Genomic DNA, 14,358 nt, shown 5'->3' with positions numbered 1-14,358 from the left:
GCCGGCACGAGTGGGGAGGGGCGGCGGCGTGGGCACAGGATCGAATCCACTCGGGCACGGGTTCACGTGATCTGTCTCACGCGCTAGGCTCGGGGCGTCCAAAGATGGAAGCGCTCTCACAGAGGAGACAGCGTGAGACCAAGACAGCAACGACGCCGTCCGGTCGTGGCCGCCGCAGCAGCACTCGCCCTCGCCGCCACCCTGGTACCGATCGGTGCCCAGGCCGAGGACGCCCCCAACCTCGTCGCCAACGGTTCGTTCGAACCGGGTGTGGCCGGCCAGTGGTGGGGGATCGACGACAGCCAGGTGAGCGACGGCGAGCTCTGCCTCGGCGTCCCGGAGGTGGAACGGTTCGGCAACTTCGTCGACCTCGACCTCGTCGCGGGCGAGACGTACTCCGTCGGTTTCACCGCGCACGGCGAACCCGGCACGGCCGGCCTGCAGATGAGCGTGCAGTCCGACGGTGCCGCCGGTGACGTGACCTACGACGTCCAGGAGGCGTTCGCCGTCTCGCCCGAGGCGCAGGAGTACGAGTGGTCGTTCACGGCCTCCGGCGACGCGCAGCGGATCCAGTTCGAGCTCTCCGGTGCCGAACCTGCCAGCGAGCTGTGCCTGACGTCGGTGCACGTCAACCCGGTCGCCGAGCTGCTGGCCAACCCGACGTTCGACGGGCTCGAGCCGTGGTGGACCGCGGGCGACGTGACGCTGGCAGAGTCCGACGGCCGCCTGTGCGGAGTCGTGCCGGGCGGCGGCGAGCAGTGGGACGTCATCGTCGGCCAGGGCGGCCTCGCGTTCGAGGCCGGTCGTGCCTACACCGTCACGGTGACCGCGAGCGCCGAGCCGCAGGCCTCGGCCCGCGTCATCGTTCCGGACCCCGAGACCGAGTGGCCCCCGCTCTACTTCGCGGACGTCACGCTGCGGCCCGACGGGCAGTCGTTCAGCGAGACCTTCGAGGTGGCGGCCGACGCCGAGTCGGAGATCCAGCTCCAGCTCGGCGGCAACGAGGACGACTTCGAGGTCTGCCTGGACCTGGTCTCGCTGACCACCGGCGGAGAGGTCGCCGAGTTCGAGCATGACACCGGCCCGCGCGTGCGCGTGAACCAGCTCGGATACCTGCCGGACGGCCCGAAGAACGCCACCCTGGTGACGGAAGCGGTCGACCCGGTCGAGTGGGAGCTGCTCGACGACGACGGCGACGTCGTCGCCTCCGGCGAGTCGGAACCGGCCGGCTTCGACGAGTCGGCGGGCCTGGACGTGCACACCATCGACTTCGGCGACGTCGCCGAGACGGGCACCGGCTTCCGCCTGGCTGCCGACGGCGAGGAGTCGTACCCGTTCGAGATCACGCCGTCGCTGTACGAGCGGCTGCGCACCGACGCCCTCGGCATCTACTACACGCAGCGCTCGGGCATCGAGATCGAGCCGATCGAGATCGACGGCGAGCTGCACAAGGAGGAGTACGTCCGCCCGGCCGGTCACGTGTCGAAGTTCGGCGGCAGCGACGTCAACCAGGGCGACGTCGACGTGCCCTGCCTGCCGCCCACCGGTGCCGTCGACCACCAGGGCTCGCCCCAGCTCGGCGGGGACGACCACTACGGTGCCGACGGGTGGGCCTGCCCCGAGGGGTACACCATCGACGCGTCCGGCGGGTGGTACGACGCGGGCGACCACGGCAAGTACGTCGTGAACTCGGGCATCTCGGTCTACCAGCTGCTCTCGGCCTACGAGCGCTCGCTGCACGCCGGCGTGGTGAACGAGGGCGCGCTCGGCGACTCCACCCTCGTGATCCCCGAGCGAGGCAACGATGTGCCGGACGTCCTTGACGAGGTGCGCTGGAACCTCGACTGGATGCTGAAGATGCAGGTGGCCGACGGCGTCGACATGACCATCGACGGCGACGAGGTCGACGCGGGCGGGCTGGTGCACCACAAGCTCCACGACATCGCCTGGACCGGGCTGAACACGCTGCCCCACGAGGACCCGATGCCGCGCTACGTGCACCGGCCCTCGACGGCGGCCACGCTCAACCTCGCCGCCGCCGCCGCCCAGGGCGCCCGCCTGTACGCCGAGCACGATGCGGCGTACGCCGACGAGCTGCTCGACGCCGCCCGGCGTGCGTGGGAGGCCGCGGGTGCCCACCCGGACATCCTCGCGCCCAACACGAACGACCTCGACCCGAACCCGGGTGGTGGCCCGTACAACGACGACGAGCTCGACGACGACCGGTACTGGGCTGCGGCCCAGCTCTTCCTCACCACGGGTGAGGAAGAGTTCGCCGATGCGGTCCTGGAGTCCGAGTACCACGTCGGCGGTGACCAGGGAGACATCTGGTCGCCCACCGGGTTCGACTGGGGCAGGACGGCTGTCGCCGGCCGTCTCGACCTGGCCACGGTGCCGAACAACCTGCCCGGCCGCGGGGACGTCATCGACTCCGTGGTGGAGGGCGCGGACGGCTACCTGGAGATCCAGCAGGGCGAGCCGTTCGGCCACCCGTACAACCCGGGGGGCTACGTCTGGGGCTCGACCCACCAGGTCCTCAACAACGCGGTGATCATCGCCACGGCGTTCGACCTGACCGGCGAGGAGAAGTACCGTGCCGCGGCGCTGGAGTCGATCGACTACGTGCTCGGCCGCAACGCGATCAACAACTCGTACGTCACGGCGTACGGATCGCACTTCTCGCAGAACATGCACAGCCGTTGGTACGCCTCCGCCGATCGCCTGCCGCCCTTCCCGGACGGGAAGGTGGCCGGTGGCCCGAACTCGGGCATCGAGGACCCGGTGGCGCAGGCCAACCTCCAGGGCTGCGCGCCCCAGGCGTGCTACATCGACGACGCCGACTCGTGGTCGACGAACGAGACCACCATCAACTGGAATGCCGCGCTCGCCTGGTACGCCTCCTGGGCGGCCGACATGGGCGACGGCGCGACGGCGTGGGAGCCGCCGACGCCGACGTGCCAGGTGTCGTACACCCGGCACGGCACGTGGCCCGGTGGCGGGGCAAACTCCCAGGTCTGGGTGACCAACCTCGGTCCGGGTGCGATCGACGGCTGGGAGCTCGCCTGGGAGCTGGGTGACGGCGAGTCGGTGACGCGGTCGTGGAGCGCCGACGTCACGCAGGAGGGCGCCACGGTCACGGCGGGGAACGCCTCGTGGAACGGCCGTCTGGCCGACCCGGACGGCACCGAAGTCCGCGGAGACACCGCGACCTTCGGGTACCTGAGCAGCAGTGCCGACGGCGACGAGCCCGAGGTGTTCCACCTCGACGGGGTGCGCTGCGCCACGGACTGACCGGTCCGAGCGACCGTTCGCCCTGCCTGCCGGGCCGCGCCGACTGTCGGTGCGGTCTGGCAGGCTGGGCCCGTGCCATCGACCTCTTCTCGTCCTCGCCCAGCGCGGCGCCCGAAGGCCTCGGCGAACACCCGGCCCTGGGACGACCCGACGCTCGCCCCGGTCGTGCTCGTGCGCGGACCGGAGGGACTCCTCGCGGAACGCGCGGTCGACGGTGTCGTGGACCTCGCGCGGTCGCGCGACCCGGAGATCGAGAAGGTCGAGCTCGAGGCCGCCGCCTACGTCGGCGGTGAGCTGACGGTCGCCGCGAGCCCGTCGTTGTTCGGCGAGGCCAAGGTGGTGGTGGTCCGCGGCGCGGAGGCGTGCACGGAGGACCTGGTGGCCGACCTGGTCGACTACGTCGCGGCCCCTGACCCGGAGGGCGTGGTCGTCGTGGTGCACGGCGGCGGCAACCGCGGCAAACGGATGCTCGACGCCATCACTACCTCCGGCGCGCCGGTGCTGCAGTGCGACGCGATCAGTCGCGACGCCGACAAGGTGGCGTTCGTCTCCGGTGAGCTGCGCGCTGCTCGGCGGCGGGCTGAGCCCGCGGCCGTGCGTGCCCTGGTGGACGCCCTCGGCAACGACCTGCGCGAGCTCGCCTCGGCGTGCGCTCAGCTCGTGGCCGACACCACCGGCACGATCGGGGAGGCGACCGTCGACCGCTACTACGGCGGGCGCGTCGAGGCGACGGGGTTCAAGGTGGCGGACGCCGCCGTGGCGGGGGACGCCGGGTCAGCGGTGGCGCTCCTGCGGCACGCCCTGGACACCGGGGCGGACCCGGTGCCGGTGGTGGCGGCTCTTGCGCTGCGGCTGCGTACTCTCGCTCGGGTCGCGGCGATCCGTGGTGGTTCGACGACGGCGCGGGAGCAAGGGCTCCAGGAGTGGCAGGTGCGCAACGCGAACCGAGACCTCTCCCGGTGGACACCGGAAGGCCTGGCCGCGGCGATCGCGGCGGTGGCGCAGGCCGACGCGGACGTCAAGGGCGGGGGGCGTGACCCGGTCTACGCGGTCGAGAAGGCCGTCCTGACGATCGCGCGCGCCCGTGGTATGCGCTGACGGCGCGGGCGCTGGAACAGCGAGAGGGCGCCGTCCCGTCCGGGAACGGCGCCCTCTCGCACCAGCGTTCGGTGTCAGCTCAGAGCGAGTCGACAGCCTTCGCGATGGCCGACTTGCGGTTGGCCGCCTGGTTGGAGTGGATGACACCCTTCGAGACGGCCTTGTCGAGCTTGCGCGTCGCGGTCTGCAGGGCAGCCGAGGCGGCCTCCTTGTCACCGGCGGCGACGGCGGCACGAACCTTACGGATGTGCGTCTTCAGCTCCGACTTGACGGTCTTGTTGCGCAGACGAGCCTTCTCGTTCGTCTTGTTGCGCTTGATCTGGGACTTGATGTTTGCCACTGGAGTACTTCCTGGTGTGTTCGCCTGACGGCGAGCGGATAGGTCGTAGAGGGCGGCCGCAGCTCCGGGACTGGGGTGGGGACCCGTGGAGAGGAACTGTGGCTGTGCCCGCCGACCTGGGCGGACACGCAGCGCACTAGATTACCAGCCTCAGGCCCCTCGCGCCATCGCCTCGGCCACCCGGTCGAAGACGTGCCGGTCCAGCACGGCGCCCTCGCGGCGCACCGCCCCCGGGTCTACACGGATCACCCGGTCCAGCCGGACCTCGCTCGGTCGCCGCCGGCGGTCCCACGGGCCGCTGCCGATGTCCATCCAGTACCGGCCGTGCCGGGCCTCCTGAGCGGCGTCGAGGTCGTGGTCCCGGCTGGTGAGCTGCAGGCCGAGCAGCCAGGGGCCGTCGCGGCCCACGAGCAGCACCGGCCGGTCCTTGCCCTGGGTGGCGTCCTCCTCGTAGGGCACCCACGTCCAGACGATCTCGCCCGGGTCCGGTGCGCCGTCGGGGCGCGGGGAGTAGCTGGCGCGGACGGCGCCGTCGTAGTCCCCCGGGTAGGTCCCTCGCGCCGTCGGGGCGCTCGGTGCCGGGCCGCCGGACCGCGGCGTCGTGCCGACCGGGGTGCGCCGGCCCCGCGGCCGGGCGCCGATCGCGGAACCGAGGACTCGAGCCGCACGTCGCAGCGTCGACCAGCGGGGCATTCTCACGCGGGCAGCATAGCTTGACCCTCACGCGGCGTGAGGCCGGAGGGTGGGCGCATGACCTTCTACCACGCGTTCGAGATCAGCCCTGTCCCCGCCCCCGGCCCTGACGCCGTCCCGCCGGAGCCGTTCCGCGGCATCTACGGGATGCCGGCGTTCGTGACGGTTCCCACGACCGATCTTGCCGGCTCGACCGACTTCTGGGTCCGAGGGCTCGGGTTTTTCGAGCTGTTCGGCATCCCCGGCGTCCTGGTGCATCTGCGCCGGTGGACGTTCCAGGACGTGCTGCTCGTCACCGCGGCGAGCGTCCCGGAGGAGCCGCCGGCCATGAGCTACAGCTTCGCGGGGGTGCTGAGCCAGGTCGACGAGGTGGCCGAGGCCTGCCGTGCCCTGCGACCGCACGGGGTCCACGGGCCCCGGGACACACCGTGGAACACCCGGGACGTGGAGGTGATCACGCCCGAGAACGCGCGGGTCGTGCTCACGGCCGCGAAGCAGTACGACGGGGACAGCGAGGAGGCGCGGAACCTCGCGGACATCGGTATCACCGGGCCGACGCACGCCGGGGACGGCGACGGGCGGTGATACTGAGGAGCATGCCTGCTGCCCCGCCCGCGCCCTCCGACGGCTTGACGGTCGGCCAGGTCGCGACCCGCCTGGGGGTGACGGTCCGCGCGCTCCACCACTGGGACGAGATCGGCCTGGCGCGCCCGTCCGCGCGCACCGCCGCGGGGTACCGGCTCTACACGGCGGACGACGTGGAACGCCTGCAGCGGATCGTCGTCTACCGCGAGACCGGCCTCGGGCTGGACGCGGTCCGTGCGGTCCTGGACGGTCCGACGACGGACGTGCCCGCCGCGTTGCGGGCGCAGCGTGCCGAGGTCGCCGCCCGCGCCGAGCGACTCCGGCAGCTCGGCGTCGGTCTGGACCGGATGATCGAGGCCCACGAGCGCGGCCTGCTGCTCACCGCGGAGCAGCAGGCCGCGATCCTCGGCCCGGGCTGGGACCCGGGCTGGTCCGCCGAGGCGCGCCGGCGCTACGGAGACACGGCCGAGTGGTTGCGCTACGCCGAACGCTCGGCCTCTCGTGGTCCGCAGGAGTGGCAGGGCGCGGCTGACGCCCTGGCCGGCGTCGAGGTCGCGCTCGGTGAGGCGATGGACGACGGCGTCGTCCCGGGTGGTCCCGAGGCGAACCGGCTCGCCGAACGGCACCGCGAGGTCTTCTCGGCCTCGTGCTTCCCCCTCAGCCGGCAGATGCAGGTCTGCCTCGCGCGCCGGTTCGAGGCGGAGCCGGGTTTCGCGGCTCACTACGACGGCGTCCGCCCGGGTCTTGCCTCGTGGTTCCGGCGCATCGTCGACGCGAACGCCCGGACCCACGGCATCGACCCCGCCACCGCGACCTGGGAGTAGGTCCGGTCACCGCCCGCCGAACGTCGGGCGGCGACGGGCGAGGAACGCGTCGACCGCCTCGCGGTGGTCGGCAGACCGTCCGAGGCGTTCCTGCTCCTCGGCCTCCGCCGCCAACGTCTCCGCGAACGGCTGGGTCGTCGCCGCGGCGACGAGTCGCTTGGACGCCGCGTGGGCGAGCGTCGGGCCGGCAGCGAGCCGCCCCGCGAGCTCGCGGGCGGTCGTCAGCACGTCCTCGGCGGGCACGACGCGCCCTGCGATACCCCACGCGACGGCGCTCCGGGCGTCGAACGTGTCGCCGAGCAGGACCAGCTCGCGGGCTCGCGCCGCTCCCACCGCCCAGGTGAGCGTGGCCGACAGCCCCGTGTCGAACGTCAGGCCGACGCCGCCGAACGCCGTGCCGAGCACGGCGTCGTCGGCGAGCACCCGCAGGTCGCAGGCCAGCGCGATGCCGAGGCCTGCCCCGACGCACGCGCCGTGCACGGCGGCGACGACCGGCTTGGGCATCGTGGTCAGCGCCTCCGCGATGGGGTTGTAGTGCCGCTCGACGGTGCGCTGGGTGGCCCAGGCGCCCGAGTCGAGCGACGCGACGTGCTCGCGCAGGTCCTGACCGACGCAGAAGGCGGGGCCGGCGCCGGCGAGGACGACGGCGCGCACCTCGGGATCGGCTCCCACCTCGCCGAGCGCGGCCAGCAGCTCCTCCTTGAGCGTCAGGTCGAGGGCGTTGCGGGCCTCGGGACGCTGCAGGGTGACGACGGCGACGGCGCCGTCGTCCTCGACAGTGACGGTGTGCGGCACAGGGTGCTCCTCAGGGCGGTGAAGCGGCCGGGGGAGACCGCGGACGGACCGGTCGGCGGTCCAGTGAACCAGGGCAGCGGACGGGTGGCGAGCGAGACCGTGTCTCCTCAGGGCACGATCGGCGCGGCGAGAGCGCTGCCGAGCGCCGCGACGTCGCCCACGATCTCGACGTCCGCCTCGGCGGGGGTGAGGCGCCGCCAGAGCACCAGGGCGAGGTCGCGGGACGAGCCGCGGACGACGACGTCCGGTCCGGTGCCGCCGCCCAGCGTCCAGGACCAGCCGACGTCGGTGGCCTCCAGCCCGACGGCGACGGTCAGCGGGTCCATCCGACCCAGCCGCACCTGGCGCGGGGCGAACATCCTGACGACCTCGTCGACGGCGTCGGCCCAGACCTCCGCCGCGACGTCGATCGGTGCCCCGTGCCCGACGGCGATGGCGGAACCTTGGCGCGCGGCCCGCAGGTCGTGCAGGTGCACGAGCGTCTCGTGCGCCTGCCGGCGTCGCCAGAACGAGGCGGGACCGTTGCCGAGCAGGGTCCACGACCTGGCGTCAGGGCCGAGCGTCGCGAGGGCCTCGCGGACCTCGGCCGCCTGCTCCGCGTAGAACGGCGCGAGGTCGAACGGGCCGCGGCCGAGCGGTGTCTCCTGCACGCGACGGGCCTGGCCTGCGGCCCAGTGGTGGATGCGCCCGAGGTGGGTGACGAGGTTCCGGACTCGCCAGCGTCCGCACGCCGGGACGCGGGCGTCCGGGTCCGCGCTCTCGACGTCCACAGCGAAGGCCTGCTGCAGGCCGCCCAGCAACGCCAGGTGGTCGAGATCGTCCGCGGCGTCGGGGCGGCGACCGGAGCGGGGGTCGACGACAGGTGCGGCCGTGATCATGACGTCACGCTAGAGGGCGGCGCGTCCGAGATGAAGGTCTCGGCCTGCCAGGGGCCGTCGAGGTGCTGCCATCCGGACCGTCGGCGGCATGGGACAATGACCAGGCCCATCCCCACCGGCCCTGACCCGACGGAGCGAGACGCGTTGCCCATCCCGTCCCCCGCGCTGAGCGAGCGCATCCAGCCCAACGCCACGGCGCCCGAGCTGATCCGCAACTTCTGCATCATCGCGCACATCGACCACGGCAAGTCGACGCTCGCGGACCGCATGCTGCAGCTCACCGGTGTGGTACAGCCGCGCGACGCGCGCGCCCAGTACCTCGACCGGATGGACATCGAGCGCGAGCGCGGCATCACGATCAAGTCCCAGGCCGTGCGGATGCCGTGGGCGATGGCCGGCAGCACGGCCGACGAGCCGTTGACGCCCTACGCGCTGAACATGATCGACACGCCGGGCCACGTCGACTTCACCTACGAGGTCTCCCGGTCGCTCGCCGCGTGCGAGGGAGCCGTGCTCCTGGTCGACGCCGCCCAGGGGATCGAGGCGCAGACCCTCGCCAACCTGTACCTGGCGATGGAGAACGACCTGGAGATCATCCCGGTCCTCAACAAGATCGACCTGCCGGCCGCGCAGCCGGAGAAGTACGCCGAGGAGCTCGCCCACCTCGTGGGCGGTGACCCCGCGGACGTCCTCAAGGTCTCGGGCAAGACGGGCGAGGGCGTCGAGCCGCTGCTGGACCGCATCGTCGAGCGTGTCCCCGCGCCCGTGGGCGACCCGGACGCGCCGGCACGCGCGATGATCTTCGACTCCGTCTACGACACCTACCGGGGTGTGGTGACGTACGTCCGCGCGATCGACGGCGACCTCAACCCGCGCGAGCGCATCCAGATGATGTCGACCCGGGCGACGCACGAGCTGCTGGAGATCGGGGTCCTCGCTCCGGAGCCGATCAAGACCAACGGCCTCGGCGTCGGCGAGGTGGGCTACCTCATCACCGGTGTGAAGGATGTCCGCCAGTCGAAGGTGGGTGACACGGTCACCACGGCCAACAAGCCGGCCACCGAGGCGCTCGGCGGGTACGCCGAGCCCAAGCCGATGGTGTTCTCCGGGCTGTACCCGGTCGACGGTTCCGACTACCCGACGTTGCGCGACGCCCTCGACAAGCTCAAGCTCAACGACGCGGCGTTGAACTACGAGCCCGAGACGTCCGTCGCGCTCGGCTTCGGGTTCCGTGTCGGGTTCCTCGGGCTGCTGCACCTCGAGATCGTGCGCGAGCGTCTGGAGCGAGAGTTCGACCTGGACCTCATCTCGACCGCCCCGAACGTCGTCTACGACGTGACGATGGAGGACGGCACCGAGGTCAAGGTGACCAACCCGTCGGAGTTCCCGGGCGGCAAGATCAAGGAGGTTCGCGAGCCGGTGGTCAAGGCCACGGTGCTGGTCCCCAGCGAGTTCGTGGGCACCGTGATGGGTCTGTGCACCGACCGTCGCGGCACCATGCAGGGCATGGACTACCTGTCCGAGGACCGCGTCGAGCTGCGCTACATGCTGCCCCTGGCCGAGATCGTCTTCGACTTCTTCGACGCCCTGAAGTCCCGCACGCGGGGATACGCCTCCCTGGACTACGAGCCCGTCAGCGACCAGGCCGCGGACCTCGTCAAGGTGGACATCCTGCTGCAGGGCGACCAGGTCGACGCGTTCAGCGCCATCGTGCACAAGGACGCGGCCTACGAGTACGGCGTGAAGATGACCGCCAAGCTCAAGGAGATCATCCCGCGTCAGCAGTTCGAGGTGCCCATCCAGGCGGCCGTCGGCGCCCGCGTCATCGCCCGCGAGACGGTGCGCGCGATCCGCAAGGACGTGCTCGCCAAGTGCTACGGCGGCGACATCTCGCGCAAGCGCAAGCTGCTCGAGAAGCAGAAGGAGGGCAAGAAGCGCATGAAGAACATCGGGTCCGTCGAGGTCCCGAAGGACGCCTTCATCGCCGCGCTGTCCTCCGACGGCGCCGGCGGCAAGGAGACGAAGGACAAGAAGAAGTAGCGTGCCCGCTCTTCCCGACGGCGAGGCCGTCCCGGCGGACGGGGCCCTGCCCTCCTTCGTGGCCGGGCCGGCGACGGACGACGGCGCGCGGTTCGGCGTGTACGTCCACGTGCCGTTCTGCTCGGTGCGGTGCGGCTACTGCGACTTCAACACCTACACCGCCTCGGAGCTGGGCGGTGGGGCGTCGCAGCTCGCGTACGCGACGACGGCGCTCCGGGAGGTCGACCTGGCCGCCCGGGTGCTGGACGACGCAGGCCTGGGTGACCGGCCGGTCTCGACCGTGTTCTTCGGGGGCGGGACGCCTACCATGCTGCCGGCCACCGACCTCGCCAGGGTGCTGACCGGCGTGCGTGACGCCTGGGGACTGGCGCCCGGCGCGGAGGTCTCCACGGAGGCCAACCCCGACTCGGTGACTCCGGAGTCGCTGGCGTTGCTCGCCGAGGCCGGGTTCACCCGGGTCTCCTTCGGGATGCAGTCCGCGGTGCCGCACGTGCTGGCCACCCTCGAGCGCACCCACGACCCCGACCGCATCCCCGACGTCGTGCGCTGGGCCCGGGAGGCGGGTCTGGACGTCTCGCTCGACCTGATCTACGGCACGCCGGGGGAGTCCGCCGCCGACTGGCGGGCGTCGGTGGAGGCTGCGCTGGCCACCGGCGTCGACCACGTCTCCGCGTACGCGCTCGTCGTCGAGCCCGGCACGAAGATGGCCGCCCAGGTGCGTCGCGGCGAGGTCCGGCTGCCGGACGAGGACGACCAGGCCACCAAGTACGAGATCGCGGACGACCTGCTCACCGCCGCCGGGCTCGCCTGGTACGAGGTCAGCAACTGGGCGCGGGGGTCCGAGCACGCCTGTCGGCACAACCTCGCGTACTGGCGCGGGGACGACTGGTGGGGGATCGGCCCGGGTGCGCACTCCTACGTCGGGGCACGCTCGGGGGCCGACGGCAGCGCCGCGGACGGTGGTCGCTCCGGTGTGCGCTGGTGGAACGTCAAGCACCCGCGGCGCTACGCCGCGGCACTCGAGGCGGGCAGGTCACCGGGTGCTGGACGCGAGCTGCTGGCCACGCAGGAGGCGCACCTCGAACGGGTGATGCTCGGCGTCCGGCTGGCTGAAGGGCTCGACCTCGCAGTCCTGGACGCCGACGGCCGCCGCGCCGTCGCGGGGCTCGTGGCCCGGGAACTGCTGGACGGTACGGCCGCCGTGAAGGGGCGCGCGGTGCTCACGCGGCGGGGACGGCTGCTCGCCGACTCCGTGGTGCGGGAGCTGACCGCCTGATCCCGGCGCCCGGCGGCATGCCGCCGGGCGCCGGGATCCGCGTCACTTGATGAACGTGATCTTGAACGGGTAGCGGTACAGCTCGTCGCGCGAGGCGGCCATCGCTCCGAGGATCCCGAAGATGATGGCGCAGACCCAGGCCGCGAAGAGGATGAGTCCGCCGATGAGGATGATCGTCAGGACCGACCCGACGACGTAGGCGAGCAGGAGCGTGAGCTGGAAGTTCAGCGCCTCCTTGCCCTGGTCGTTCAGGCGCTGGCTGCGGTCCTTGAAGATCAGCCAGACGACGAGCGGTGCGACGAAGCCGACGAGGATGCCGCCGGCGTGCGCGACGATCGACCAGGTGCGCTCGTCCGACGGCGAGACGGGGCCGCCCGGCTGCTGGCCGTAGGGCTGCTGGGGCGGCTGCTGGCCGTAGGGCTGCTGGGGCGGCTGCTGGGGGTCCTGACCTGCGTTCGGGTCGGGTGACTGCTCGGTCATCTGATTCCTCTCCATCGTCGGATGGCGCACTCTGGCGCCGGGCGCACCCGGGCGAACCTACCGGTCGCGCAGGGCTGGTGGTGCGGGCCTCCACGGCCGCGACAAGATTTCACCCGGTCACTTCACCAGGCGAAGAATGATCGGGTAGCGGTAGAGCTCGTAGCGGTTCACGGTGATCGCCGCGATGATCGCGAGCACCAGGCCGGTGATCCAGGCCGCGACGAGGACGAGCCAGCCGACGAGGATCATGGTGGTGACCCAGCCGACGATGACCGCGATGAGCAGCGTGATCTGGAAGTTCAGCGCCTCCTTGGCCTGGTCGGCGACGAAGGCGCTGCGGTCGCGGAGCACGAGCCAGATGATCAACGGGGCCAGGAGTCCGAGCGTCCCGCCGGTCATCGCCGCCACCAGCAGGGGGCCGATGTGGGCGAGGATCGCCCAGGTCCGCTCGTCGGGCTGCGAGAGCGGCCGAGGCCCGTAGTGCTGGTCGGGAGGCGGCGGGTTGTGGGTCATGCATCCATCCTGGCAGAGGGCGGTGCGGCTTCCCAGATGCCGGACGAACCGGACGCACCGGTGGCGTGCCCTGTCCGGCGGGCCGAGAGTGGTGCTGGCCCACCTATGAGGAGGAACGATGAGCGAGAACACGCCGAGGCCCCCCGGAGAGCCGGAGGACCCGTACGGCCAGCCGCCGCCGGGTCAGCCGCCCCACCAGCCGTACCACCAGGAGCCTCACCAGCAGCCGGCCCAGCCGTACCAGCAGCCGATCGGCGAGCGGCCGGTCGGCGAGCCGCCCGCGGGCGACCCCCCGTTCTACGCCGGTGCGGCGTCGTCGGCGGCGGACGTGGCCCGCAACGACACCAAGGGATTCTTCGGGGCGCTGTTCGACTACTCGTTCATGAGCTACGTGACGCCCAAGGTCGTCAAGATCGTCTACGTCATCGTGACGGTGCTCATCGCGCTCGGCTGGCTGGTCGCGCTCGTGGCGGCGTTCAGCAACAGCGTGTGGGCGGGCATCGGGTTCCTGCTCTTCGGCTGGATCATCGCGCTGGTCTATCTCGCGATCGCCCGTATCACGCTCGAGTTCTACCTGGCCGTGGTGTCGATCTCCGAGAAGGTCAACCACTACGCCCGGCGTGACGGGATGCTGTGATCACGCCGTCACGAAGTCGATGAGCTCCTCGACCCGGCCCAGCAGGGCCGGGTCGAGGTCTCGGAAGTCCCGGACCGAGGCGAGGATCCGCTGCCACGCCCGGCCGACGTCCGCGGGGCCCGACGCCGGCCAGCCGAGCTCGCGCAGGATGCCGATCTTCCACTCGGTGCCGCGGTCGATCGCCGGCCACGCCGGCAGCCCGACCCGTGCCGGGCGCACCGCCTGCCAGACGTCGACGTAGGGGTGTCCCAGGACGAGCACCGTGCCAGGGCGGACGGTGCGCAGCGCGGCGTCCGCCAGCCGCTGCTCCTTCGCGCCGGGCACCAGGTGGTCGACCAGCACCCCGACACGGCGCTCCGGGGAGGGGCCGAACTCCGCCAGGGCGGCGGCCAGGTTGTCCACCCCGTCGAGCATCTCCACGACCACGCCCTCGACGCGCAGGTCGTCGCCCCAGACCTTCTCGACGAGCTCCGCGTCGTGCTTGCCCTCCACCCAGATGCGTGAGCCGCGGGCGACCCGTGCCCGCGCGCCGTGGACGGCGACCGACCCGGAGGCGGTCCGGGCCGGTGGGGCGGGTGCCCGCGACGTCACGGGCGCGGTGAGCTCGACCGGCTGCCCGTCGACCCAGAATCCCGGCCCCAGGGGGAACGAGCGGGTCTTGCCGCGCCGGTCCTCGAGCACCACCAGGTGCATCCCGCCGGACTTCTCCACGCGGACGACGGCGCCCACCCAGCCGGTCTGCACCTCCTCGACCACCAGGCCGGGCTCGGCTGCCTGGGGTCGTGACGCGGGTCGTCGGCGATGGTGCGCCGACCCGTCGGGGGTGCCCGCCACGCGGGTCGAGGCGGTGGCGAGGACGTCGGATCCGTAGCGGTCGTGCACGCAGGCGAGCCTAGGCAGCGGTCGCG

Annotated in this window: 14 protein-coding genes; 7 read left to right on the top strand and 7 right to left on the bottom strand. The window is 72.1% G+C overall.

The features are described from left to right. The first annotated feature begins 132 nt into the window (after positions 1-132). Positions 133-3,291, top strand: coding sequence for a glycoside hydrolase family 9 protein (locus ACWAT2_RS02900; RefSeq protein WP_402371165.1), 3,159 nt, complete (start codon positions 133-135; stop codon positions 3,289-3,291). A 72-nt stretch (positions 3,292-3,363) separates the two neighbouring features. Continuing rightward, on the top strand, positions 3,364-4,389 hold the full coding sequence (gene holA / locus ACWAT2_RS02895; protein WP_402371168.1) for a DNA polymerase III subunit delta: 1,026 nt from the start codon (positions 3,364-3,366) through the stop codon (positions 4,387-4,389). A gap of 79 nt (positions 4,390-4,468) precedes the next feature. Here holA and rpsT read toward each other — a convergent pair whose 3' ends face one another. Then, positions 4,469-4,729, bottom strand: coding sequence for a 30S ribosomal protein S20 (gene rpsT / locus ACWAT2_RS02890; RefSeq protein WP_402371171.1), 261 nt, complete (start codon positions 4,727-4,729; stop codon positions 4,469-4,471). 150 nt (positions 4,730-4,879) lie between these two features. After that, the gene (locus ACWAT2_RS02885) at positions 4,880-5,422 is read right to left on the bottom strand and encodes a type II toxin-antitoxin system PemK/MazF family toxin (RefSeq protein ID WP_402372076.1); all 543 of its coding nucleotides are present in this window, start codon (positions 5,420-5,422) and stop codon (positions 4,880-4,882) included. A 57-nt stretch (positions 5,423-5,479) separates the two neighbouring features. On the opposite strand from ACWAT2_RS02885, the gene ACWAT2_RS02880 reads away from it, so the two are divergent. Both ACWAT2_RS02880 and ACWAT2_RS02875 read left to right on the top strand, forming a co-directional pair. Next, on the top strand, positions 5,480-6,007 hold the full coding sequence (locus tag ACWAT2_RS02880; protein ID WP_402371173.1) for a VOC family protein: 528 nt from the start codon (positions 5,480-5,482) through the stop codon (positions 6,005-6,007). 11 nt (positions 6,008-6,018) lie between these two features. Beyond that, a complete protein-coding gene (locus tag ACWAT2_RS02875) occupies positions 6,019-6,831 on the top strand; it encodes a MerR family transcriptional regulator (protein ID WP_402371175.1) in 813 nt (270 codons plus the stop codon). Between the two features lie 6 nt (positions 6,832-6,837). Here ACWAT2_RS02875 and ACWAT2_RS02870 read toward each other — a convergent pair whose 3' ends face one another. Next, the gene (locus ACWAT2_RS02870; RefSeq protein WP_402371177.1) at positions 6,838-7,626 is read right to left on the bottom strand and encodes an enoyl-CoA hydratase/isomerase family protein; all 789 of its coding nucleotides are present in this window, start codon (positions 7,624-7,626) and stop codon (positions 6,838-6,840) included. Positions 7,627-7,733: 107 nt separating this feature from the next. Beyond that, positions 7,734-8,504 carry a maleylpyruvate isomerase N-terminal domain-containing protein gene (locus ACWAT2_RS02865; RefSeq protein ID WP_402371180.1) on the bottom strand — a complete coding sequence of 257 codons (771 nt, stop codon included), beginning with the start codon at positions 8,502-8,504 and terminating at the stop codon, positions 7,734-7,736. A 144-nt stretch (positions 8,505-8,648) separates the two neighbouring features. Between ACWAT2_RS02865 and lepA the strand changes: the two genes are divergently transcribed. Both lepA and hemW read left to right on the top strand, forming a co-directional pair. Further along, positions 8,649-10,544 carry a translation elongation factor 4 gene (lepA, locus tag ACWAT2_RS02860; RefSeq protein ID WP_402371182.1) on the top strand — a complete coding sequence of 632 codons (1,896 nt, stop codon included), beginning with the start codon at positions 8,649-8,651 and terminating at the stop codon, positions 10,542-10,544. A 1-nt stretch (position 10,545) separates the two neighbouring features. Further along, positions 10,546-11,820 carry a radical SAM family heme chaperone HemW gene (hemW, locus tag ACWAT2_RS02855; RefSeq protein WP_402371185.1) on the top strand — a complete coding sequence of 425 codons (1,275 nt, stop codon included), beginning with the start codon at positions 10,546-10,548 and terminating at the stop codon, positions 11,818-11,820. Between the two features lie 42 nt (positions 11,821-11,862). Here hemW and ACWAT2_RS02850 read toward each other — a convergent pair whose 3' ends face one another. Both ACWAT2_RS02850 and ACWAT2_RS02845 read right to left on the bottom strand, forming a co-directional pair. Beyond that, positions 11,863-12,300: a DUF4870 domain-containing protein gene (locus ACWAT2_RS02850; protein ID WP_402371187.1), complete on the bottom strand. Its 438-nt coding sequence runs from the start codon at positions 12,298-12,300 to the stop codon at positions 11,863-11,865. 117 nt (positions 12,301-12,417) lie between these two features. Then, the gene (locus ACWAT2_RS02845) at positions 12,418-12,813 is read right to left on the bottom strand and encodes a DUF4870 domain-containing protein (protein WP_402371189.1); all 396 of its coding nucleotides are present in this window, start codon (positions 12,811-12,813) and stop codon (positions 12,418-12,420) included. 118 nt (positions 12,814-12,931) lie between these two features. Between ACWAT2_RS02845 and ACWAT2_RS02840 the strand changes: the two genes are divergently transcribed. Continuing rightward, the gene (locus ACWAT2_RS02840) at positions 12,932-13,450 is read left to right on the top strand and encodes a DUF4282 domain-containing protein (RefSeq protein ID WP_402371191.1); all 519 of its coding nucleotides are present in this window, start codon (positions 12,932-12,934) and stop codon (positions 13,448-13,450) included. On the opposite strand, the gene ACWAT2_RS02835 is transcribed toward ACWAT2_RS02840, so the two are convergent. Then, positions 13,451-14,332, bottom strand: coding sequence for a DUF3097 domain-containing protein (locus ACWAT2_RS02835; protein ID WP_402371193.1), 882 nt, complete (start codon positions 14,330-14,332; stop codon positions 13,451-13,453). Positions 14,333-14,358 lie beyond the last annotated feature (26 nt).

The organism is Isoptericola sp. GX10416 (assembly GCF_056590155.1).
The sequence above is the reverse complement of the archived record's forward strand: the minus strand, read 5'-3'. Positions and strand labels throughout refer to the sequence as shown.

Coding starts and splice junctions, on each gene's coding strand:
- ACWAT2_RS02885 (WP_402372076.1), bottom strand. CDS start 5,422: ATGCCCCGCTGGTCGACGCTGCGACGTGCGGCTCGAGTCCTCGGTTCC.
- ACWAT2_RS02880 (WP_402371173.1), top strand. CDS start 5,480: ATGACCTTCTACCACGCGTTCGAGATCAGCCCTGTCCCCGCCCCCGGC.
- ACWAT2_RS02875 (WP_402371175.1), top strand. CDS start 6,019: ATGCCTGCTGCCCCGCCCGCGCCCTCCGACGGCTTGACGGTCGGCCAG.
- ACWAT2_RS02865 (WP_402371180.1), bottom strand. CDS start 8,504: ATGATCACGGCCGCACCTGTCGTCGACCCCCGCTCCGGTCGCCGCCCC.
- ACWAT2_RS02850 (WP_402371187.1), bottom strand. CDS start 12,300: ATGACCGAGCAGTCACCCGACCCGAACGCAGGTCAGGACCCCCAGCAG.
- ACWAT2_RS02845 (WP_402371189.1), bottom strand. CDS start 12,813: ATGACCCACAACCCGCCGCCTCCCGACCAGCACTACGGGCCTCGGCCG.
- ACWAT2_RS02840 (WP_402371191.1), top strand. CDS start 12,932: ATGAGCGAGAACACGCCGAGGCCCCCCGGAGAGCCGGAGGACCCGTAC.